A 21,425-nucleotide genomic window follows, 5' to 3' on the forward strand; every position below is an offset into this window, starting at 1 on the left:
CGAGCGAGGGAAGGCGCCGGCCCCTTCAGGGAGTTCCTATGCTGATTCTCTATTCCTACTGGCGCTCCAGCGCCGCCTATCGCGTACGCATCGCGCTGAACCTCAAGGGCCTGGCCTACCGCCAGGTGCCGGTGCACCTGGTCAGGGACGGCGGCCAGCAGCACTCCGCCGACTACCGCGCCCTCAATCCCCAGGAGCTGGTGCCCCTGCTGGTGGACGAGGAGGCTGGCGGGGTACGCATCGCCCAGTCGCTGGCGATCCTCGAATACCTCGACGAGGTGTTCCCCGTGCCCTCGTTGCTGCCCGGTGAGCCGGAGCTGCGCGCCCAGGTGCGCGCCCTGGCCATGCACGTAGCCTGCGACATCCACCCGCTGAACAACCTGCGGGTGCTGCAGTACCTGTCCGCCGAGCTGGGCGTCGCCGAGGAGGCCAAGAACGCCTGGTACCGACACTGGGTAGAGCGCGGTCTGGCTGCAGTGGAGGAGGGGCTGGCGGCGTTCGGTGGCCGCCTGTCTCTGGGCCAGCGCCCCGGCTACCTGGAGGCCTGCCTGATTCCCCAGCTGTACAACGCGCGACGCTTCGGCTGCGAGTTGAGCGGCTTCCCCCGGCTGCTGGCGCTGGAGGACCGCTGTCTGGCCCTGGACGCCTTCAAGGCCGCTGCCCCCGAGGCTCAGCCCGACGCGGCGCTCTAGTTTCCTCTCCGGTTGGCGGGAGAGTGGGTTAGGGAAGGGCGATCCCAAGCTGCCTGGGTCAATCCAGCGGTAACTCGGTAGTTCTCTTCACCTCACTCATGGCGATATGGGAGTGCGCTTCCTGGACGTGCGGGCGCTGCAGCAGGTGGTCGCGCAGGAAGCGTTCGTAGCTGGCGATGTCGCGAGTCACCACCTTGAGCAGGTAATCCGAGCCGCCGGCCATGCTGTAGCACTCCAGCACTTCCGGGTAGCCCACCACCGCCTGTTCGAATTCCTCCAGGTTGCTGCGGCCGTGGGCCGAGAGCTTGATGTCGACGAACACCGTCATGCCTAGGCCGAGTTTCTTCGGATTGAGCAGGGCCACCTTGCGTTCGATCAGCCCTTCTTCCTGCATGCGGTGGATGCGCCGCCAGCAGGGCGACTGTGAGAGCTCCACCTTTTCGGCGATCTCGGCGGCGGAGAGGTCGGCGTCGTGCTGCAGCAGGCGGAGGATGCGGCGGTCGATGGGGCTTAGCTTGTCCTGCATGATTCTTTCTATTTTTATCTCATGAAAGGAGCGATCATGCGCAGTATTGCCGTTTGAGGCTGAAAAAAGAAAGAAAAAGTCGGAACCGCTCGGTCATAGTTTTGCCAGCCGAACCGTCGGGGTGATCCCCCGGCGGAAGCCCCGGGGCGGCGCCCATGAAGCGCCGCGACGCTCGCCACAAGAAAACAAGAGGAGCGACCATGTCTCTGGCCGAGATCCGCCTGGATGACAAGTACCGTGTAGCCACGGGCCAGTTCTACCTCACCGGCACCCAGGCGCTGACCCGCCTGCCCATGCTGCAGAAGCAGCGTGACGCCGCTTTCGGACTCAACACCGCCTGCTTCATCTCCGGCTATCGCGGCTCGCCCTTGGGCGGTCTCGACAAGAGCCTGTGGGAGGCCCGCGAGTTCCTGCAGCAGAACCACATCCACTTCCAGCCCGGAGTCAACGAGGAGCTGGGCGCCACCGCGGTGTGGGGCAGCCAGCAGGCCAACCTGTTCCCCGGCGCGCGCTACGACGGCGTGTTCTCCATGTGGTACGGCAAGGGCCCGGGCGTCGACCGTTGCGGAGACGTGTTCAAGCACGGCAACTCGGCCGGCGTCTCCAAACATGGTGGCGTGCTGCTGCTGGCCGGCGACGACCACGGCTGCAAGTCTTCGACCATCGCCCACCAGAGCGAACATGCCTTCATCGCCGCTTCCATCCCGGTGCTGAACCCGGCCAACGTCCAGGAGATCCTCGACTACGGGATCATCGGCTGGGAGCTGTCGCGCTACAGCGGCTGCTGGGTGGCGCTCAAGACCATCGCCGAGAACGTCGATTCCTCCGCTGTGGTGGAGGTGGACCCGCTGCGGGTGAAGATCCGCATTCCCGAGGACTTCCAGCTGCCCGAGGACGGCGTGCACATCCGCTGGCCGGACCCGCCGCTGGCCCAGGAGAAACGCCTCAACCAGTACAAGATCTACGCCGCGCGGGCCTTCGCCCTGGCCAACGACCTCAACCAGATCAAGCTGGATTCGCCCAACCCGCGCCTGGGCATCATCACCACCGGCAAGTCCTACCTGGACGTGCGCCAGGCCCTGAACGACCTGGGCCTGGACGAGGAGCTCTGCGCGCGCATTGGCCTGCGGGTGCTCAAGGTGGGTATGAGCTGGCCCCTGGAGCCGGTCTCGGTGCATCGCTTCGCCGAGGGCCTGGACGAGATCCTGGTGGTGGAGGAGAAGCGCAGCGTCATTGAGGACCAGCTCACCGGGCAGCTCTACAACTGGCCGGTGGACAAGCGTCCGAGGGTGGTCGGGGAGTTCGACGAACGGGGCAACTCTCTGCTGCCCAACCTGGCCGAGCTGACCCCGGCGATGATCGCCCGGGTGATCGCCAAACGCCTGGCGCCCATCTACACCAGCGCCACCATCGAGGAGCGCCTGGCCTTCCTGGATGCCAAGGAGAAGGCCCTGGCTGCGCCCAAGCACCACACGGTGCGTACCCCGCACTTCTGCTCCGGCTGCCCGCACAACAGTTCCACCAAGGTGCCGGAAGGCAGCCGCGCTCTGGGCGGCATCGGCTGCCACTACATGACCCAGTGGATGGAACGCAGCACCGACACCTTCACCCAGATGGGCGGCGAGGGCGCCACCTGGATCGGTCAGGCTCCGTTCACCGACACCCCGCACGTGTTCCAGAACCTCGGCGACGGCACCTACTTCCATTCCGGCCACCTGGCCCTGCGCGCGGCGGTGGCCGCCGGGGTGAACATCACCTACAAGATCCTCTACAACGACGCGGTGGCCATGACCGGCGGCCAGCCGATCGACGGCGAGCTGCGCATCGACCAGCTCAGCTGGCAGGTCTACGCCGAGGGCGTCCGGCGCATCGCCCTGGTCAGTGACGAGCCGGATAAGTACCCGGACCGCACCCGCTTCGCGCCCATCGTCACCTTCCATCACCGCCGCGAGCTGGACGCCGTGCAGCGCGAGCTGCGCGAGTTCAAGGGGGTTTCGGTGATCCTCTACGACCAGACCTGCGCCACCGAGAAACGCCGCCGGCGCAAGCGCGGCAAGCTGGCCGACCCGGCCAAGCGCGCCTTCATCAACCCGGCGGTATGCGAGGGCTGCGGCGACTGCAGCGTGCAGTCCAACTGCCTGTCGGTGCTGCCCCTGGAGACCGAGCTGGGGCGCAAGCGGCAGATCGACCAGAACGCCTGCAACAAGGACTTCTCCTGCGTCGAGGGCTTCTGCCCGAGCTTCGTCACCGTGCACGGCGGCCGCCTGCGCAAGCCCGAGGCGCTCGGCGCTCGGGCGCTGTTCGAGGTCCTCCCGGAGCCGCGCAAGCCGGATCTGGCGCGGCCCTGGAACATCCTCCTGCCCGGCGTAGGCGGCAGCGGGGTGACCACCGTGGGCGCACTGCTGGGCATGGCCGCGCACCTAGAAGGCAAGGGCTGCACGGTGCTCGACCAGGCCGGCCTGGCGCAGAAGTTCGGTCCGGTGATCAGCCACATCCGCATCGCGGCGAAGCAGGAGGACATCTACGCGGTGCGCATCGCCGCTGGGGAGGCCGACCTGATGCTCGGCTGCGACCTGGTGGTGGCCGCCAGCGAGGAGGCCCTGGCCAAGCTCAACGAGCGCATCGCTCACGCGGTGGTCAACAGCCACGAGGCGCCGACCGCCGAATTCACCCGCAACCCGGACGCCCGGGTGCCCGGCGCGGCCATGCGTGAGGCGATCGTCGAGGCGGTGGGCGAGACCAAGACCCACTTCGTCGACGCCACCCGGCTGGCCACCGCGCTGCTCGGCGACAGCATCGCCAGCAACCTGTTCATGCTCGGCTTCGCCTATCAGAAAGGTCTGGTGCCGGTTTCGGCCGAGGCCATCGACAAGGCCATCGAACTGAACGGCGTGGCCGTGGAACTCAACCAGCAGGCCTTCCTCTGGGGGCGCCGCGCCGCCTTCGACCCGGCCGCGGTGGAGAAGGTGGCCAAGCCCTCGACCCCGGAAGCGCCCTACTGCGAGAGTGTCGACGAACTGCTCGCCGATCGCATGGCGCGCCTCACCGCCTACCAGAACGCCGCCTACGCCGAGCGCTACCGGGCGCTGGTGGAGCGGGTGCGGAAGGTCGACCCGAGTGCCGACCAGGCTCTCAGCAAGGCCGTGGCGCGCTACTACTTCAAGCTGCTGGCCTACAAGGACGAGTACGAGGTGGCCCGGCTGTACAGCGAACCGAGTTTTCGCCAGCAGCTGGAGGCGCAGTTCGAGGGGGATTACCGGCTGCAGTTCCACCTGGCGCCGTCCTGGCTGGCCAGGCCCGACCCGCGCCTCGGCGTGCCGGTCAAGCGCAGCTACGGCCCCTGGATGCTCAAGGTCTTTGCCGTGCTGGCGCGCTTCAAGTTCCTGCGCGGCAGCGTTCTGGATCCCTTCGCGCGCAGCGCGGAGCGGCGTCTGGAGCGCGAGCTGATCGGCGAGTACGAGGAGTGGATCGAGCTGCTGCTCCGCCACCTGCGCGCGGACAACTACCGCACCGCGGTGGCCCTGGCCGAGCTGCCCGAGCGGATCCGCGGCTACGGCCACGTCAAGGAGCGCGCCGTGGCCAAGGCCCGCGAGCAGGCCGAACAGCTCAAGACCCGCCTGCAGGCCCGGGAGATCGCCGCGGTGCGGCTGTTCGAGCCGGCCGCCTAGCCACTCCCCTGTGTCCCGCTCCCTCTCCCGCACGCGGGAGAGGGGTGTCCGTGTCCCCGACCTTCCGCATCCAACGACAATACCGAGGAACCCATGTCCGTCTTCACCCATATCGATTTCGACAACCACGAGCAGGTGGTCTTCGGCCACGACTCCGCCAGCGGCCTCAGGGCGATCATCGCCATCCACGACAGCACCCTGGGCCCGGCCCTGGGCGGCTGCCGCATGTGGAGCTACGCCACCGACGAGGAGGCCCTGCGCGACGTGCTGCGCCTGTCCCGCGGCATGACCTACAAGTCGGCGCTGGCGCGCTTGCCGCTGGGCGGTGGCAAGGCGGTGATCATCGGCGATCCGCGCCGCGACAAGAGCGAGGCGCTGTTCCAGGCCATGGGCGACTTCGTCGACAGTCTCGGCGGGCGCTACATCACCGCCGCCGACTCCGGCACCGGGGTGGCGGAGATGCGCATCATGGCCCAGCGCACCCGCCACGTGGCCGGCGCCGGCCAGCGCGAGGCCCTGGACGGCAGCCTGCGTGACGGCGACCCGTCGCCGTCCACCGCCTACGGGGTATTCGTCGGCATCCGCGCCGCGGTGCGCCATCGCCTCGGCCGTGACGACCTGACCGGCCTGCGGGTCGCCATCCAGGGCGTCGGCCAGGTCGGCTTCAACCTGGCGCGCCTGCTCAAGGACGCCGGCGCCGAGCTGTGGGTGACCGACATCGTCGAGGCCAACGTGCGCCGCGCGGTGGAGCAGCTGGGCGCTCGTGCGGTGGACCAGCTGGAGATCTTCGGTCTCGACGTGGACGTCTTCGCTCCCTGCGCCCTGGGTGCGGTGATCAACCGGCACACCCTGGAGGCACTGCGCGCGCCCATCGTCGCCGGCGCCGCCAACAACCAGCTGGCCAGTCCCGAGCTGGCTGAGGACCTGCAGCGCCGCGGCTGCCTGTACGCCCCGGACTATGCGATCAACGCCGGTGGGATCATCGACGTGTTCTACGAGCGCTCCGGCGGCAGCCCCGCCGAGCTGAAGGCCCACATCGAGGGTATCGAGGCGACCCTGGAGGAGATCTTCCGTCGTTCGGCCAGCGAGGGGGCGACCACCACCGCCATCGCCGACCGTCTGGCCCGCGAGCGTCTCGGCCGCTGAGTTCCGCCGCCGTCCGCCCGGTGTCCCTCCCCGCCGGGGGAGGCGCACCGGGCTGCCTGCTGGTCGTGCCCCGGCCGGCCTTATATACTCCAGCGGTTTCCGTGACCCGACGCCCTCCGGGCGTTCCCATTCCGGCCACCCGCCATCGACTCCGCAGGTCCACGCACCCGCGGGCAAGATCCCGTCACGGAGTGGACCACAGGTGATCCCATGTCCCAGCCTCGTTCCCCGCGGCTCCAGACCCGGAGCGTTTTCTGATGTCCCACGCAGCCAACGGCCAGCTCAAGCGCGGCCTGAAGAACCGTCACATCCAGCTGATCGCCCTCGGCGGCGCCATCGGCACCGGCCTGTTCCTTGGCTCCGCCGGGGTGCTCAAGTCGGCCGGTCCGGCGATGATCCTCGGTTACGCCGTCGCCGGTTTCATCGCCTTCCTGATCATGCGCCAGCTCGGCGAGATGATCGTCGAGGAGCCGGTGGCCGGCTCCTTCAGCCACTTCGCCCACAAGTACTGGGGGGGCTATGCCGGCTTCCTGTCCGGCTGGAACTACTGGGTGCTCTACGTGCTGGTGGGCATGGCCGAGCTGACCGCGGTGGGCAAGTACATCCAGTTCTGGTGGCCGGAGATTCCCACCTGGGCCAGCGCGGCGGCCTTCTTCGTGCTGGTCAACGCCATCAACCTGGCCAACGTGCGGGTGTTCGGCGAGGCCGAGTTTTGGTTCGCGATCATCAAGGTGCTGGCGATCATCGGCATGATCCTGCTCGGTGGCTGGCTGCTGGTGAGCGGCGCCGGCGGTGAGCAGGCCACGATCGGCAACCTCTGGGAGCACGGCGGCTTCTTCCCCAACGGCTTGAGCGGCCTGGTGATGGCCATGGCCTTCATCATGTTCTCCTTCGGTGGCCTGGAGCTGGTGGGCATCACCGCGGCCGAGGCGGACCAGCCGAAAAAGGTGATCCCCAAGGCCATCAACCAGGTGGTCTACCGCATCCTGATCTTCTACGTCGGCGCCCTGGCGGTGCTGCTCTCCCTGTACCCCTGGGACTCGCTGCTGGAAAGCATCAACAGCGCCGGCGATCCCTACAGCGGCAGCCCCTTCGTCAAGGTCTTCGCCCTGCTGGGCAGTGACGTGGCGGCGGGCCTGCTCAACTTCGTGGTGCTCACCGCCGCGCTGTCGGTCTACAACAGCGGCGTGTACTGCAACAGCCGGATGCTCTACGGCCTGGCCGAGCAGGGCGATGCCCCCCGCGTGCTGATGAAGCTGAATCGCCGTGGCGTGCCAGTGGTGGGCATCGGTGTGTCGGCGCTGATCACCCTGCTGTGCGTGGTGGTCAACTACGTGGCCCCGGCCGAGGCGCTCGAGCTGCTGATGTCCCTGGTGGTGGCTTCCCTGGTGATCAACTGGGCGATGATCAGCCTGGCCCACCTGAAGTTCCGCAAGGCCATGCAGGCCCAGGGTGTGGAGCCGGCGTTCAAGACCTTCTGGTACCCGTTCAGCAACTACCTGTGCCTGGCCTGGGTGGCCTTCATTCTCATCGTGATGCTGCAGATCCCCGGCATCCACATCTCGGTGTACGCGATCCCGGTGTGGCTGTTGGTGATCTGGGCCTTCTACCGCCTGCGCCTGGCCCGCGGCGGCGCGCACACCGAGGCGCGGCCCTACGTCGAGTAGGGGCTTCACGTCGGGCCGGCGGCGCTCTGCCCCGGCCTGTCCCTTAGGGGCGCTGCAGTGCCTGCGCCCACTGCTCCAGGGGCACCGGCTGCTCCTCGTTCCAGATCCGCGCGAAGAGCTGCTGCAGCTGCGCCAGGTCGCCGCGCCGCGCCGGCAGCCGCTCGACCCGTTCGGCCAGCTGCCAGCGGCCCTCCTGCCAGCTCGCCATGGCGAAGCGGAAGGGGTGGAAGCCGGTCATGCCCAGGCGCAGGTCGGTGACGATCAACTGGTCGTCGATGCGGTCGTAGCGCAGGAAGCCCTGGGTGAACCACTGCAGGCGCTGGTGCTGGGGCGAGTCGCGCAACGCCGCGGCCAGCTGCGTGCCGCGGGGGATGCGTGAGAGGCGCGGCGGGGCACGGTCGAACCAGCTCACCAGGGCTTCGTGGTAGTCCTCGCCGTCCAGGGCGATCACCCGCCAGAGCAGCACGTTGAACGGTGCCGGGGCGACGAACAGCGCCTGGGGGCGGATCTGCGCGGCGGCCAGGGCCTGCTCGACGCGCTGCTCGGCCATCTGCCGACCGGCCACGCTGCAGGCGATGTACAGGCAGGACAGCGCCAGGGCCCAGGTCGGCAGCCGTGCCGGGCGGTCCTTCAGGCCCCGGGCCAGCCCCGCGCCAACCGCCACCAGCAGCGGCAGGGTATACAGCGGGTCGATGATGAACAGCGTCGACCAGGCCACCGGCGGCGTAGCCAGCGGCCAGAACAGCTGGGTGCCGTAGCTGGTGAAGGCGTCCAGCAGCGGATGGGTGATCAGCACCAGCCAGAGGGTCAGGGTCAGGCGCTGGGCCGAGTAGCCGGCCGTGGGATGCCGGCGGCGCACCAGCCAGGCGAGCAGCAGCGCCAGGCCGCTGAGCACCACCAGGGAATGGCTGAAGCCGCGGTGGTGGGTCATCCAGTCCACCGCGTCCGGGTAGTCGATCACCACGTCGAGGTCCGGCAGGGTGCCGAGCAGCGCGCCGTAGAGCAGCGCCTTGCGGCCCTGCCAGCGACCGAGCAGGGCGCCCTGGATGGTGGCGCCGAGCGCCATCTGGGTGATCGAGTCCATGTGCATTCCTTCTGGCCTGGGGGCACTAAGTTAACCCGAGGCCAGAGTCCGGCAAGCGGCAAATTTTCACCGGGAATGTCCGCCCCGGCGCTATCCTGGTCTTCCACCTCCAGGGGCAGAGCATGCTGCAGATCTCCAACAGCGTCGGTATTCCCGACGACGAAATCGAGCTGAGCTTCATCCGCGCCCAGGGCGCCGGCGGGCAGAACGTCAACAAGCTGTCCAGCGCCGTGCACCTGCGCTTCGACAGCCAGGCCTCGTCGCTGCCGGCGTTCTACAAGGAGCGCCTGCTGACGCTGCGCGACAGCCGCATCTCCGCCGACGGGGTGATCGTCATCAAGGCGCAGCGCTACCGTACCCAGGAGCAGAACCGCGCCGATGCCCTGGAGCGCCTGGTGGAACTGATCCGCCAGGCCGCGGTGGTGGAGAAGAAGCGCCGCCCGACCAAGCCCACCCGGGCCTCGCAGCGCCGCCGCCTGGACGGCAAGGCCCGGCGCGGGGCGATCAAGGCCGGCCGCGGGCGGGTGGACTACTAGGGAGGACTGCCGACCCGCTGCGGGCTACTTGCGTCCCTCGGCGCTGGCGGCCAGCAGGTCGGTGCGTGCGGCCATGATGAAGTCGTTGCGGTGCAAGCCCTTCAGCTCGTGGCTCCACCAAGTGACGGTGACCTTGCCCCATTCGGTGAGCAGGGCAGGGTGGTGGCCGACTTCCTCGGCGAGGGCGCCCACCGCATTGGTGAAGGCCAGGGCGTAGCGGAAGTTCTTGAAGCGGAACACCCGCTCCAGTTCCATGTGGCCGTCACGCACCTCGATGTGCCAGTCGGGGATCTCGCGGATCAGCTCGGCCAGCTCCTCCTCGCTGACGTGGGGCGCATCGGCGCGGCAGGCTTCGCATTGGGCTTGGGCAAGGCTCATGGCAGGTTCCTTGGTCTTTGGTGGCGAAAGTAGCTGGATGATCTCACTCCCGGGGACGCGGGGAGGATGATCCTAGGCCGCCTTGGGCGGGAATTTCGGGGCGTGCAGGCCGAGCCGCATGGCCTGGTGGACCAGACTCATGATGTCCTCGTGAGCCAGGGAGAACAGCCGCTCGAGGTCCGGCAGCACGAAGTACAGCGGTTGCAGGATGTCGATGCGATAGGGGGTGCGCATCGCCTCGAGCGGGTCGAAGGGCAGGTGCTCGGGCACATCGGACAGGCAGTAGAGGGTCTCCTTCGGTGAGGAGAGGATGCCGCCGCCGTAGATGCGCCGGCCCTGCGGGGTGTCGACCAGGCCGAATTCCACGGTCATCCAGTACAGGCGCGCCAGGTAGACGCGCTCCTCCTTGCTGGCGGCCAGGCCCAGGCGGCCGTAAGTGTGGGTGAATTCGGCGAACCAGGGGTTGGTCAGCAGCGGACAGTGGCCGAAGATCTCGTGGAAGATGTCCGGCTCCTGTAGGTAGTCCAGCTCTTCCCGGGTGCGGATGAAGGTGGCGACCGGGAACTGCTTGTCGGCCAGCAGCTCGAAGAAGGTCTGGAAGGGGATCAGCGCCGGCACCCGGGCGACGCGCCAGCCTGTGGTGCTTTCCAGTACGCGGTTGATCTCGGCGAGTTGCGGAATGCGCTCATGGGGCAGGGCGAGCTGCTCGATGCCGTCCAGGTATTCCTGGCAGGCACGCCCCTCGATCACCTGGAGCTGGCGCTCGATCAGGGTCTGCCAGACGCCGTGCTCGGCTTCGCTGTAGTGGATGAAGCCGGTTGCGTCGGGTTGCCGGGCCACGTACTGGGTCTGTTTCATCGCGCCTCCTCAAGCGGAGCCTTGTTGTTGTATTGAGGCCTTTGTAGCGCGTAGGCGCCCGGGCCGGCAGGTCGCCTGGCGGGAAGCAGGCCACGCGCGCCGGAGTTTTTCGTAAAGAAACCATTACGTCTTCGCCAAATGTTTGGAACATCGCCTTGGCGGGCGGAGGAATCGTCACGTAATCTTTACGGAAAATAATGACGCCGGACAGAAGGATCCCGCCGCCGCGGGGCAGGGCCTGGAGCCCCAGAGTCCGGTCCGAGCGTGAGGCCTTGCATGCGCATCAAAGTCCACTGCCAGAACCGCGTCGGCATCCTGCGCGACATCCTCAACCTGCTGGTCGATTACGGCATCAACGTCGCCCGTGGCGAGGTCGGGGGCGAGCAGGGCAACGCCATCTACCTGCACTGCCCGAACCTGATCAACCTGCAGTTCCAGGCCCTGCGGCCCAAGCTGGAGGCTATTCCCGGGGTGTTCGGCGTCAAGCGCGTCGGCCTGATGCCCAGCGAGCGTCGCCACCTGGAGCTCAATGCGCTGCTCGGCGCCCTGGATTTCCCGGTGCTGTCCATCGACATGGGCGGCTCGATCGTCGCGGCCAACCGTGCGGCGGCGCAACTGCTCGGCGTGCGCGTCGACGAGGTGCCGGGCATCCCGCTGGCGCGCTACGTGGAGGATTTCGACCTGCCCGAGCTGGTGCGCGCCAACAAGTCGCGGATCAACGGCCTGCGGGTCAAGGTCAAGGGCGACAGCTTCCTCGCCGACATCGCGCCGCTGCAGACCGAGCACGACGAGAGCGACGCGCTGGCCGGCGCGGTGCTCACCCTGCACCGCGCCGACCGAGTCGGCGAGCGCATCTACAACGTGCGCAAGCACGAGCTGCGTGGCTTCGACTCGATCTTCCAGAGCTCGAAGGTGATGGCCGCGGTGGTTCGCGAGGCCCGGCGCATGGCGCCGCTGGATGCGCCGCTGCTGATCGAGGGCGAGACCGGCACCGGCAAGGAGCTGCTGGCCCGCGCCTGCCACCTGGCCAGCCCGCGCGGCCAGGCGCCGTTCATGGCGCTCAACTGTGCCGGCCTGCCGGAGTCCATGGCCGAGACCGAGCTGTTCGGCTACGGCCCCGGCGCCTTCGAGGGCGCGCGCCCGGAAGGCAAGCTCGGCCTGCTGGAGCTGACCGCCGGCGGCACCCTGTTCCTCGACGGCGTCGGCGAGATGAGCCCGCGGCTGCAGGCCAAGCTGCTGCGCTTCCTGCAGGACGGCTGCTTCCGCCGGGTCGGCAGCGACGAGGAAGTGTACCTGGACGTGCGGGTGATCTGCGCCACCCAGGTGGACCTCTCCGAGCTGTGCGCCCGCGGCGAGTTCCGCCAGGACCTCTACCACCGCCTCAACGTCCTCTCGCTGCACATCCCGCCGCTGCGCGAGTGTCTGGACGGCCTGGAGCCGCTGGCCGAGCACTTCATTGACCAGGCCAGCCGGCTGATTGGCTGCCCGCTGCCGAAGCTGTCGCCGCAGGCCATGGACAAGCTGCGTCACTACCACTGGCCGGGCAACGTGCGCCAGTTGGAGAACGTGCTGTTCCAGGCGGTGTCGCTGTGCGAGGGCGGACTGGTCAGGCCGGAGCACATCCGCCTTCCGGACTACGGCGCGCCGCAGCCGCTGGGAGATTTTTCCCTGGACGGCAGCTTGGAGGAGATCCTCGGGCGCTTCGAGAAGGCGGTGCTGGAGCGGCTCTACGCCGAGCACCCGAGCAGCCGCCAGTTGGGCCGGCGGCTGGGGGTGTCGCACACCACCATCGCCAACAAGCTGCGCCAGTACGGGGTGGGGAAGGACAAGAGCTGAGGGGCCGGCATGCCGGCCCCGGTTCGGAGGGTCAGTCGAACAGCACCTTGACCACGTCGGCGAAGCGCCGCGCGAAGTGCACGGTCAGGCCTTCCTTGAGGTGCTCCGGCAGCTCCTGGAAGTCGCCGCGGTTGGCCTCCGGCAGGATCAGTTCGTGGATCTTCTGCCGCCGCGCGGCGATCACCTTCTCGCGCACTCCGCCGATCGCCAGCACCTGGCCGGTGAGGGTCAGCTCGCCGGTCATCGCCACGCCCTTCTTCGGCGCCTGGTTGCGGGCCAGGGAAAGCAGGGCGCTGGCCATGGTGATGCCGGCGCTGGGGCCGTCCTTGGGCGTGGCACCCTCGGGCACGTGGAGGTGCACGAAGGCCTGGTCGAAGAAGCTCGGGTCGCCCTTGAACTGCTTGAGGTGCGAGCTGACGTAGCTGTAGGCGATCTCCGCCGATTCCTTCATCACCTCGCCGAGCTGGCCGGTGAGCTTGAAGCCGCGGTTCAGGGTATGGATGCGGGTCGCCTCGATGGGCAGGGTGGCACCCCCCATGCTGGTCCAGGCCAGGCCGGTGACCACGCCGACCCCGGAGATCAGTTGCTCGGTGCGGAACACCGGCATGCCCAGGTAGCGTTCCAGGTCCTTGGCGCCGATCCGCACCTTGGCCTCGGGATCCTTGAGCAGCTGGATCACCGCCTTGCGGATCAGCTTGCCGATTTGCTTCTCCAGCTGGCGCACCCCGGCCTCGCGGGCATAGCCCTCGATCAGCGCCCGCAGTGCCGCGTCGCTGATGCTCAGGCGGTTCTTCGGCACGCCGGCCTTGGCCAGCTGCTTGGGCCACAGGTGGCGCTTGGCGATGGCCAGTTTCTCCTCGGCGATGTAGCCGGACAGGCGGATCACCTCCATGCGATCGAGCAGCGGGCCGGGGATCGAGTCCAGGGTGTTGGCGGTGCAGACGAACAGCACCTTGGACAGGTCCAGGCGCAGGTCCAGGTAGTGGTCGAGGAACTCGACGTTCTGCTCCGGATCCAGGGTCTCCAGCAGCGCCGAGGCGGGGTCGCCCTGGTAGCTGGCGCCCATCTTGTCGATCTCGTCGAGCATGATCACCGGGTTCATCACTTCGACTTCCTTCAGCGCCTGCACCAGCTTGCCGGGCAGGGCGCCGATGTAGGTGCGCCGGTGGCCCTTGATCTCCGCCTCGTCACGCATGCCGCCGACGCTGAAGCGGTAGAACGGCCGCCCCAGGGATTCGGCGATGGACTTGCCGATGCTGGTCTTGCCGACCCCGGGCGGGCCCACCAGGAGCAGGATGGAGCCGGCGATCTCGCCCTTGAAGGCGCCCACGGCAAGGAACTCGATGATGCGGTCCTTGACGTCCTCGAGACCGGCATGGTGCTTGTCGAGCACCTTGTGGGCGTAGTCCAGGTCCAGGCGGTCCTCGCCGTACACCCCCCAGGGCACCGAGGTGGCCCAGTCCAGATAGTTGCGGGTCACCGCGTATTCCGGGGAGCCGGTCTCGAGGATCGACAGCTTGTTGAGCTCCTCGTCGATGCGCTTCTGCGCCTGCGGCGGTAGGGTCTTGCCCTCCAGACGCGCGCGGAACTCGTCGGCGTCGGCACTCTTGTCGTCCTTGGTGATGCCCAGCTCCTGCTGGATGATCTTCAGCTGCTCCTTGAGGAAGAACTGCCGCTGATGCTCGCCGATCTTGCGGTTCACCTCGGCGGCCAGCTCGTTCTGCAGGCGCGCCACCTCCACTTCCTTGCGCAGCAGCGGCAGCACCTTCTCCATGCGCTTGAGCATGGGCACGGTGTCCAGCACCTCCTGCAGCTCGGCGCCGGGGGCGGTGGTCAGGGCCGCGGCGAAGTCGGTGAGCGGCGAGGGGTCGTTGGGGCTGAAGCGGTTCAGGTAGTTCTTCAGCTCCTCGCTGTACAGCGGATTGAGCGGTAGCAGCTCCTTGATGGCGTTGATCAGCGCCATGCCGTAGGCCTTGACCTCGTCGCTGTCCTCGATGGTGGTATGCGGGTAGGTGACTTCCACCAGGTAGGGCGGCTTGCGGCTCAGCCAGCCGCTGATGCGCACCCGGGACAGGCCCTGGGCGACGAACTGCAGCTTGCCGCCTTCCCGCGAGGCGTGGTGGATGCGCACCAGGGTGCCGTGCTGGGGCAGGGAGTCGGGGTCGAAGCTGGCGGCGTCGGTGAACGGGGTGTCGACGTAGAACAGCGCTAGGCACTTGTGGTCGGTGTTGGCCACCCGCTCCAGGGTTTCGGCCCAGGGATCCTCGTTGACGATCACCGGCAACACCTGAGCTGGGAAGAACGGGCGGTTGTGGATTGGGATGACGTAGATCCGTTCCGGCAGGGTCTGCGCATGCAGGGTCAGGCCGCGGGGATAGCGGGGGGCGTCTTCCTCGACGATTTCGGGGGTATGGTCCTGGTCGGTCATGAGGCAACCTTGGTTCTCTGCGTTACTGCATAGATGGGTTGGGCGCCGGGGATTTCAATCCCGCGGCGCTGATCCGGGGGCAGGCGCATCCGGCAGGGTTTGTGAAGTCGCGGACGGCTGGGGTAAAGTGCGCAAAATTTGACCAGGCCCCGCCATGCTCAGAGCCCGACTCATCCGCCTCGACGACCAGGCCCAGGAACACACCCACGACTACCACCAGCTGGTGATGTCGCTGGCCGGGCGCGCCGAGTTCGAGGTCAACGGCCGCGGCGGCGAGGTGTGCCGGATGCGCGCCTGCCTGGTGCCGGGGGATGCCGAGCACCAGTTCGCCGGCATGGGCGACAACCGCATGCTGATCCTCGACCTGGACGAGCGGGACACCCCGCCCGAGGATCTGGAGCTGCTCGGCCGACTGTTCGATTACCCGCGCTACCCGGCCCTGGATGCCGACTTCCAGCAGCTGCTCAGCTATGCCGGCAGCGAGCTGGAACGTTACGGCAGCGACCCGCAGCTGGCCCGCGCCCTCGGTGGCCTGCTGCTGCGCGCCCTGCACCTGCGCCTGTTCGGCGAGCAGCCGCGGCGCGTGCCGACCAGCCTGGACCTGGAGCGCCTGGACGCCTACATCGTCCAGCACCTGTCGCGACGCATCAGCGTCGCCGAGCTGGCCAGCGTGGTCTGCCTGAGTCCCAGCCACTTCCACGCCCAGTTCAAGGACAGCGTCGGCCTCACCCCCCACCAGTACCTGCTGAAGACCCGCCTCGACCACGCCTCCCGCCTGCTGCGCGAAACCCAGCTGCCGCTGGTGCGCATCGCCGAGGAGTGCGGCTTCTCCAGTCAGAGCGCGCTGACCACCAGCATGCGTCGCTATCTGGGGCTGACCCCCAAGCGACTGCGCCTGGATCGCTAACCCTTTGCGCCCCCATGGCAGAGCAGCCGCCAGGCTGAATGGCTTGAGTCGGGGATTATTTTGTTACAGTATAACATTGTGATTGTCCCGGCCGGACCGATCCGCTACTGCCAACCCGCGCATCGCAAGGATGCGCCACATCACAGGTTCGAGAGGTTTTTCATGAGGTTGATTCGTCATCCCCTGGGCTGGGCGGTCGCCGCGGCTCTGGCGCCGGCGGCGGCCGCGGCTGCCGAGAGTGCCCCGCTGGAGCTGCAGTCCAGCCTGATCAGCGCCAGCCCGCTGGTTCATCCGGCCGAGGAGCTGACTACCCCGGTGGCCGTGCTGGAAGGCGACGAACTGGTCCGGCGCCGCCAGGCCACCCTGGGCGGCAGTTTGGACTCCCTGCCCGGCGTGCGCGGCAGCTCCTTCGGCGCCGGCGCCAATCGCCCGGTGATCCGCGGGCTGGACGGTGCGCGGGTCAAGGTGCTGGCCGACGGGGCCGACGTGCTCGACGCATCCACCCTGAGCCCCGACCATGCGGTGACCAGCGAACCCCTGCTGGCCGAGCGCATCGAGGTGCTGAAGGGTCCGGCGACCCTGCTGTACGGCGGCGGGGCCATTGGCGGGGTGGTCAACGTGATCGACAAGCGGGTGCCCACCCGGGTCCCCGAGAAGGGCTATGAGGCCGAGCTGGAATGGCGCGGCAACAGCGTGGCCGACGAGAGCACCGGGCTGTTCGGCCTTACCGCCGGGGCCGGCAACTTTGCCCTGCGCGTCGAGGGGCTGAAGCGCGACGCCGACGAATACGAGATCCCCGGCGCCGAGGGCGAGCCCCGTTCGGACAAGCAGAGTGGCTCCTACAACGACACCCAGAGCGGCAGCTTGGGAGCCAGCTGGATCGGCGAGCGCGGCTATCTGGGCCTGGCTTTCAGCCGTCAGGAGAACCGCTACGGCCTGCTCGGCCATGCCCACGCCGACTGCCACACCCACGGCACGCGCTGGCACTGCGTGGACGAGCACGACCATGGCCATGGTCATGACGGTCACGTCGGTCATGATGAGCATGACCACGCGGACGAGGGCGTGCCCTACATCGACATGGAACAGAACCGCTGGGATCTGCGTGGCGAGCTGCATGATCCCTTCGCCGGCTTCGAGAGCGCCCGTCTGCGGGTCGGCTATAGCGACTACCAGCACCGCGAGATGGAAGCCGGGGAGGCGGCCACCCGCTTCGACAGCCAGGCCAGCGACGCCCGCCTGGAACTGACCCACCGGCCGCTGTTCGGCTGGCACGGGGTGCTCGGCGCGCAGACCAGCCGCCGCGACTTCGAGGCCCGTGGCGAGGAAGCCTATGTGCCGCCGACCCTGACCCGCAACCAGGCGCTCTTCCTCCTCGAGGAATACCGCCGCGGCGACTGGCGCTACGAGCTGGGCCTGCGCCACGAATGGCAGGACATCGACGCCGACGGCCAGGTCGATAGCAAGCACCGTGGCACCTCGCTATCCGCCGGCGCGGTCTGGACCTTCGCTCCCGACTATTCCCTGGGCTTCTCGCTGTCCCGCTCGCAGCGCCTGCCCACTGCCGAGGAGTTGTACGCCAAGGGGCCTCACGCCGCGACCCGCACCATCGAGCTCGGCAACCCCGAGCTGGACGAGGAAACCGCCCACAACGCAGAGCTGACCCTGCGCAAGTTCGCCGGGCGTACGACCTTCAGCCTCAGCCTGTTCCGCAACCAGGTGGAGGATTTCATCTACGCCGCCGACACCGGCATCAGACCGGGCTCCGGCTACCGGCAGATCGAGTACCGCCAGCAGGACGCGGTGCTCACCGGCGCCGAGGGCGAGCTGCGCTTCCAGGCCACGGAGAGTTTCGCCTTCGGCCTGTTCGGCGACCATGTGCGCGGCAAGCTGCGGGATGGCGGCGGCGACCTGCCGCGGATTCCCGCCGACCGCCTGGGTATGCGTCTGGAGCAGCGCTTCACCCCGGCCCTGGATGGCCAGCTGGAGTTCTACCGGGTGCTGCGCCAGGAGCACACCGCCGATTACGAGGCGGAGACCGGCGGCTACAACATGCTCGGCGCCAGCCTCGGTTACCACGGCAGCCTCGGACCGACCGACTACCTGGTCTATCTGCGCGGCGACAACCTACTGGACAGCAAGGCCCGCGAGCACACCTCCTTCCTCAAGGACGAGGTGCTGCTGCCCGGGCGCAACCTCACCCTGGGCGTGCGTCTGAGCTTCTGAAGCCCGGCCGCGCATCCGCTTGCCCGGCAGCGACCGTCGCGTCGCTGCCGGCCCCGCCCCGTAGTTTTTCGCAAAAATTCCAGAGCTTCCGGCAAGAAGCCGCCGACCGCCTGCCTCTAAATTCCGCCAACCCGGCGCAGGACGTTGCGTCAGAACCAATGCGCATTGGTTCGCTTGAGATTCCTGCGCTAGACCCATAAGACCAACAACTCCACAAGAGGATGGGCGTGATGTTTCAAGCCAGTCGCGTCTTGCAGGACGAGTTCCTTACCCGGATCTCCTCCCAAAAGGCGGCGGATTTCTTCCCCCTGATCAGCGCCAACTACAGCGTTGACGAAGCCGCCTATCTCGAAGAGCTGCTCCAGCTCGCCGACCCCGGCCCGGAGGGCATCGAGGCCATCCGCCGCGATGCCCGCGAGCTGATCGAACAGGTGCGCAGCCGTGACAACGCCGTCGACACCCTCGACGCCCTGCTGCGCCAGTACAGCCTCGATACCCAGGAAGGTCTGATGCTCATGTGCCTGGCCGAGGCTCTGCTGCGCGTGCCGGACGCCGCTACCGCCGACGCGCTGATCCGCGACAAGCTGAGCGCGGCCGAGTGGGAGCGGCACCTCGGCAAGAGCGACAACGTGCTGGTCAACTTCGCCGCCTGGGGGCTGGTGATGACCGGCAAGGTGGTGGACCCGGAAACCGTCGACGGCCGCCCGAAGAGCGTGCTCGGCAAGCTGATCCAGCGCTCCGGCGAGCCGGTGATCCGCGCCGCCATGAACCAGGCCATGAAGCTGATGGGCAAGCAGTTCGTGCTCGGCCGCAGCATCGCCGAGGCGCTGAAGAACGGCCGCGCGTACCGTGAGCGCGGCTATACCTACTCCTTCGACATGCTCGGCGAGGCGGCGTTGACCGCTGCGGACGCCGAGAAGTACATGGAGGACTACCGCCAGGCCATCGACGCGGTGGGGGCCGAGCCGCAGGTCGGTCCCGGCCCGCGGCCGTCGATCTCCATCAAGCTCTCCGCCCTGCACCCGCGCTATGAAGTGGCGCAGCGCGAGCGGGTGCTTTCCGAGCTGTTCGCCAACGTCCGCGAGCTGGCGATCCGCGCCCGCCAGCTGAACGTCGGCATCACCATCGACGCCGAGGAGGCCGACCGCCTGGAGCTGTCCCTGGAGCTGTTCGAGAAGCTGCTGCGCGACCCGGCGATCGCCGGCTGGGGCGAGTTCGGCCTGGTGGTGCAGGCCTATTCCAAGCGCTGTCTGCCGGTGCTGGTGTGGCTGACCCTGCTGGGCAAGGAGCTCGGCGAGCGCCTGCCGGTGCGTCTGGTCAAGGGCGCCTACTGGGACAGCGAGATCAAGCAGTGTCAGGTGCAGGGCCTGGACGGCTATCCGGTGTTTACCCGCAAGGAAGGCACCGACACCTCCTACCTGGCCTGCGCGCGCTTTTTGCTCTCGGACTTCACCCGCGGGGTGATCTATCCGCAGTTCGCCAGCCACAACGCCCACACCGTGAGTTGCATCCTGCGCATGGCCGGCGACCGCGAGTTCGAGTTCCAGCGCCTGCACGGCATGGGCGACGCCCTCTACGACACGGTGATCGAGAAGCACGGCAAGAACGTGCGCATCTACGCGCCGGTGGGTGCCCACAAGGACCTGCTGCCCTACCTGGTGCGCCGCCTGCTGGAGAACGGCGCCAACTCCTCGTTCGTCCACCAACTGGTCGACCCGCGCGTGCCGGTGGAGTCCCTGATCGACCATCCGGTGACCCAGCTGCGCAAGTTCAAATCCCTCGGCAACGACAAGATCCCGCTCCCCGCGCAGCTCTATGGCGCGATGCGGAAGAACTCCCAAGGCATCAACATGAACATCCAGAAACAGTGGAACGAACTGTCCGCCGCCTACCAGCCGCATCTTTCCCGCCAGTGGCAGGCCGCCCCGGTTATCGACGGCCGCAAGTTGGCCGGCGAGCCCCATGAGGTGCGCTGCCCGTTCGACCTCGAGCGGGTGGTCGGCAGTGCCCAGTTCGCCAGTGCCGAGCAGGCCCGCCAGGCCATCGCCGCTCTGTCCGCCGCCTGGCCGCGCTGGAACGCCACCCCGGTGGAGGAGCGCGCCGCCGTCCTCGAGCGCCTCGCCGACCTGCTGGAAGACAACCGCGCCGAGCTGATGGCGCTGTGCACCCTGGAAGCCGGCAAGACCCTGCAGGACGGCATCGACGAGGTCCGCGAGGCCGTCGACTTCTGCCGCTACTACGCTCAGCAGGCGCGCCTGCGCCTCGGCCGCGAGGAGCTGCACGGCCCCACCGGCGAGCGCAACGAGCTGTTCCATGAAGGCCGCGGCATCTTCGCTTGCGTCAGCCCCTGGAACTTCCCGCTGGCCATCTACCTGGGGCAGATCACCGCCGCTCTGGTGGCCGGCAACTGCGTGCTGGCCAAGCCCGCCGAGCAGACCAGCCTGATCGCCGCGCGCGCCCTGGAACTGATGTTCGAGGCCGGCCTGCCGCAGGACGTGATCGCCTTCCTGCCCGGCGACGGCGCCACCCTGGGCGGGGTTTTCTGCCGCGACGCGCGCATCGCCGGGGTGTGCTTCACAGGCTCCACCGAGACGGCGCGGATCATCAACCGTCAGCTGGCCGAGAAGGAGGGCCCGATCGCCACCCTGATCGCCGAGACCGGCGGGCAGAACGCCATGATCGTCGACTCTACCGCGTTGCCCGAGCAGGTGGTCAAGGATGCCCTGGCCTCCGCCTTCACCAGCGCCGGCCAGCGCTGCTCGGCATTGCGCGTGCTCTACGTGCAGGCCGACATCGCCGAGCGGATCATCGAGCTGCTCAAGGGCGCCATGGCCGAGCTGAAGGTCGGCCCCAGCCACCTGCGCGAGAGCGACGTCGGCCCGGTGATCGACGCCGAGGCCAAGGCCGCGCTGCAGGCGCACATCGACAGCCTCAAGGCGCAGGGCCGGCTGATCGCCGAGGCGCGCCTGCCGCAGGAGCTCAATGGCCACTTCGTGGCCCCGGTGGCCTTCGAGATCGCCAGCATCCAAGAACTGAAGAAGGAGAACTTCGGTCCGGTCCTGCATCTGGTGCGCTACCAAGCCGCCGACCTGGAGAAGGTGGTCGCCGAGATCAACTCCACCGGCTACGGCCTGACCCTTGGCGTGCACAGCCGCAACGAGGAGACCGCCAGGCGCATCGAGGCGCTGGCGCGGGTCGGCAACCTGTACGTCAACCGCAACCAGATCGGCGCCGTGGTCGGCGTCCAGCCGTTCGGCGGCTGCGGCCTGTCCGGTACCGGACCCAAGGCCGGCGGGCCCAGCTACCTGCTGCGCTTCGTCAACGAACGCACCACCTCGGTGAACACCACTGCGGTGGGCGGCAACGCTTCGCTGCTGTCCCTGCGCGAAGCGGAGTAAGGCGCGAACGGGCGGCGGCCGACGAGGTCGTCGCCCGTTCGCGTATCGACGAGGCCTTGCGCGTCGTCAACGGTC

Annotated in this window: 14 protein-coding genes; 9 read left to right on the plus strand and 5 right to left on the minus strand. The window is 68.1% G+C overall.

Annotated elements, in window-relative coordinates; genetic code table 11:
- Window positions 1–38 precede the first annotated feature (38 nt).
- Window positions 39–692, plus strand: a complete 654-nt coding sequence (maiA, locus tag H165_RS0104450) for a maleylacetoacetate isomerase (RefSeq protein ID WP_017937710.1) — start codon at window positions 39–41, stop codon at window positions 690–692.
- Between the two features lie 58 nt (window positions 693–750).
- Here maiA and H165_RS0104455 read toward each other — a convergent pair whose 3' ends face one another.
- Window positions 751–1,218 carry an Lrp/AsnC family transcriptional regulator gene (locus H165_RS0104455; RefSeq protein ID WP_017937711.1) on the minus strand — a complete coding sequence of 156 codons (468 nt, stop codon included), beginning with the start codon at window positions 1,216–1,218 and terminating at the stop codon, window positions 751–753.
- A gap of 200 nt (window positions 1,219–1,418) precedes the next feature.
- Between H165_RS0104455 and H165_RS0104460 the strand changes: the two genes are divergently transcribed.
- The 3 genes from H165_RS0104460 (at window position 1,419) to H165_RS0104470 (ending at window position 7,699) form a co-directional block, all read left to right on the plus strand.
- Window positions 1,419–4,886, plus strand: coding sequence for an indolepyruvate ferredoxin oxidoreductase family protein (locus H165_RS0104460; protein ID WP_017937712.1), 3,468 nt, complete (start codon window positions 1,419–1,421; stop codon window positions 4,884–4,886).
- Window positions 4,887–4,979: 93 nt separating this feature from the next.
- Window positions 4,980–6,032 (plus strand): Glu/Leu/Phe/Val family dehydrogenase, encoded by a 1,053-nt coding sequence (locus tag H165_RS0104465; protein ID WP_017937713.1) that lies wholly within the window; start codon window positions 4,980–4,982, stop codon window positions 6,030–6,032.
- Window positions 6,033–6,289: 257 nt separating this feature from the next.
- Entirely contained in the window at window positions 6,290–7,699 is a 1,410-nt protein-coding gene (locus H165_RS0104470) for an amino acid permease (RefSeq protein WP_017937714.1), read from the plus strand.
- 43 nt (window positions 7,700–7,742) lie between these two features.
- Here H165_RS0104470 and H165_RS0104475 read toward each other — a convergent pair whose 3' ends face one another.
- Window positions 7,743–8,783, minus strand: a complete 1,041-nt coding sequence (locus H165_RS0104475) for a metal-dependent hydrolase (RefSeq protein WP_017937715.1) — start codon at window positions 8,781–8,783, stop codon at window positions 7,743–7,745.
- Between the two features lie 122 nt (window positions 8,784–8,905).
- On the opposite strand from H165_RS0104475, the gene arfB reads away from it, so the two are divergent.
- Window positions 8,906–9,319 (plus strand): alternative ribosome rescue aminoacyl-tRNA hydrolase ArfB, encoded by a 414-nt coding sequence (gene arfB / locus H165_RS0104480; RefSeq protein WP_017937716.1) that lies wholly within the window; start codon window positions 8,906–8,908, stop codon window positions 9,317–9,319.
- A 24-nt stretch (window positions 9,320–9,343) separates the two neighbouring features.
- Here the strand turns inward: arfB and H165_RS0104485 are convergent, their stop codons facing one another.
- Both H165_RS0104485 and phhA read right to left on the minus strand, forming a co-directional pair.
- Window positions 9,344–9,697, minus strand: coding sequence for a 4a-hydroxytetrahydrobiopterin dehydratase (locus H165_RS0104485; RefSeq protein ID WP_017937717.1), 354 nt, complete (start codon window positions 9,695–9,697; stop codon window positions 9,344–9,346).
- A gap of 72 nt (window positions 9,698–9,769) precedes the next feature.
- Complete coding sequence (phhA, locus tag H165_RS0104490; RefSeq protein ID WP_017937718.1) at window positions 9,770–10,555, minus strand: phenylalanine 4-monooxygenase; 786 nt, start codon at window positions 10,553–10,555, stop codon at window positions 9,770–9,772.
- 276 nt (window positions 10,556–10,831) lie between these two features.
- Here phhA and H165_RS0104495 point away from each other — a divergent pair, with 276 nt between their 5' ends.
- Window positions 10,832–12,391, plus strand: coding sequence for a sigma-54-dependent phenylalanine hydroxylase transcriptional regulator PhhR (locus tag H165_RS0104495; protein ID WP_017937719.1), 1,560 nt, complete (start codon window positions 10,832–10,834; stop codon window positions 12,389–12,391).
- A 31-nt stretch (window positions 12,392–12,422) separates the two neighbouring features.
- Here H165_RS0104495 and lon read toward each other — a convergent pair whose 3' ends face one another.
- A complete protein-coding gene (gene lon, locus H165_RS0104500) occupies window positions 12,423–14,819 on the minus strand; it encodes an endopeptidase La (RefSeq protein ID WP_017937720.1) in 2,397 nt (798 codons plus the stop codon).
- 154 nt (window positions 14,820–14,973) lie between these two features.
- Here lon and H165_RS0104505 point away from each other — a divergent pair, with 154 nt between their 5' ends.
- The 3 genes from H165_RS0104505 to putA all read left to right on the plus strand — a co-directional run bounded on the left by H165_RS0104505 (window position 14,974) and on the right by putA (window position 21,350).
- Entirely contained in the window at window positions 14,974–15,726 is a 753-nt protein-coding gene (locus tag H165_RS0104505; protein WP_017937721.1) for a helix-turn-helix domain-containing protein, read from the plus strand.
- Window positions 15,727–15,888: 162 nt separating this feature from the next.
- On the plus strand, window positions 15,889–17,952 hold the full coding sequence (locus tag H165_RS0104510) for a TonB-dependent receptor (protein ID WP_017937722.1): 2,064 nt from the start codon (window positions 15,889–15,891) through the stop codon (window positions 17,950–17,952).
- Between the two features lie 230 nt (window positions 17,953–18,182).
- The gene (gene putA, locus H165_RS0104515) at window positions 18,183–21,350 is read left to right on the plus strand and encodes a bifunctional proline dehydrogenase/L-glutamate gamma-semialdehyde dehydrogenase PutA (RefSeq protein WP_017937723.1); all 3,168 of its coding nucleotides are present in this window, start codon (window positions 18,183–18,185) and stop codon (window positions 21,348–21,350) included.
- Window positions 21,351–21,425: the final 75 nt, after the last annotated feature.

Source organism: Pseudomonas thermotolerans DSM 14292 (assembly GCF_000364625.1).
Lineage (GTDB): Bacteria > Pseudomonadota > Gammaproteobacteria > Pseudomonadales > Pseudomonadaceae > Aquipseudomonas > Aquipseudomonas thermotolerans.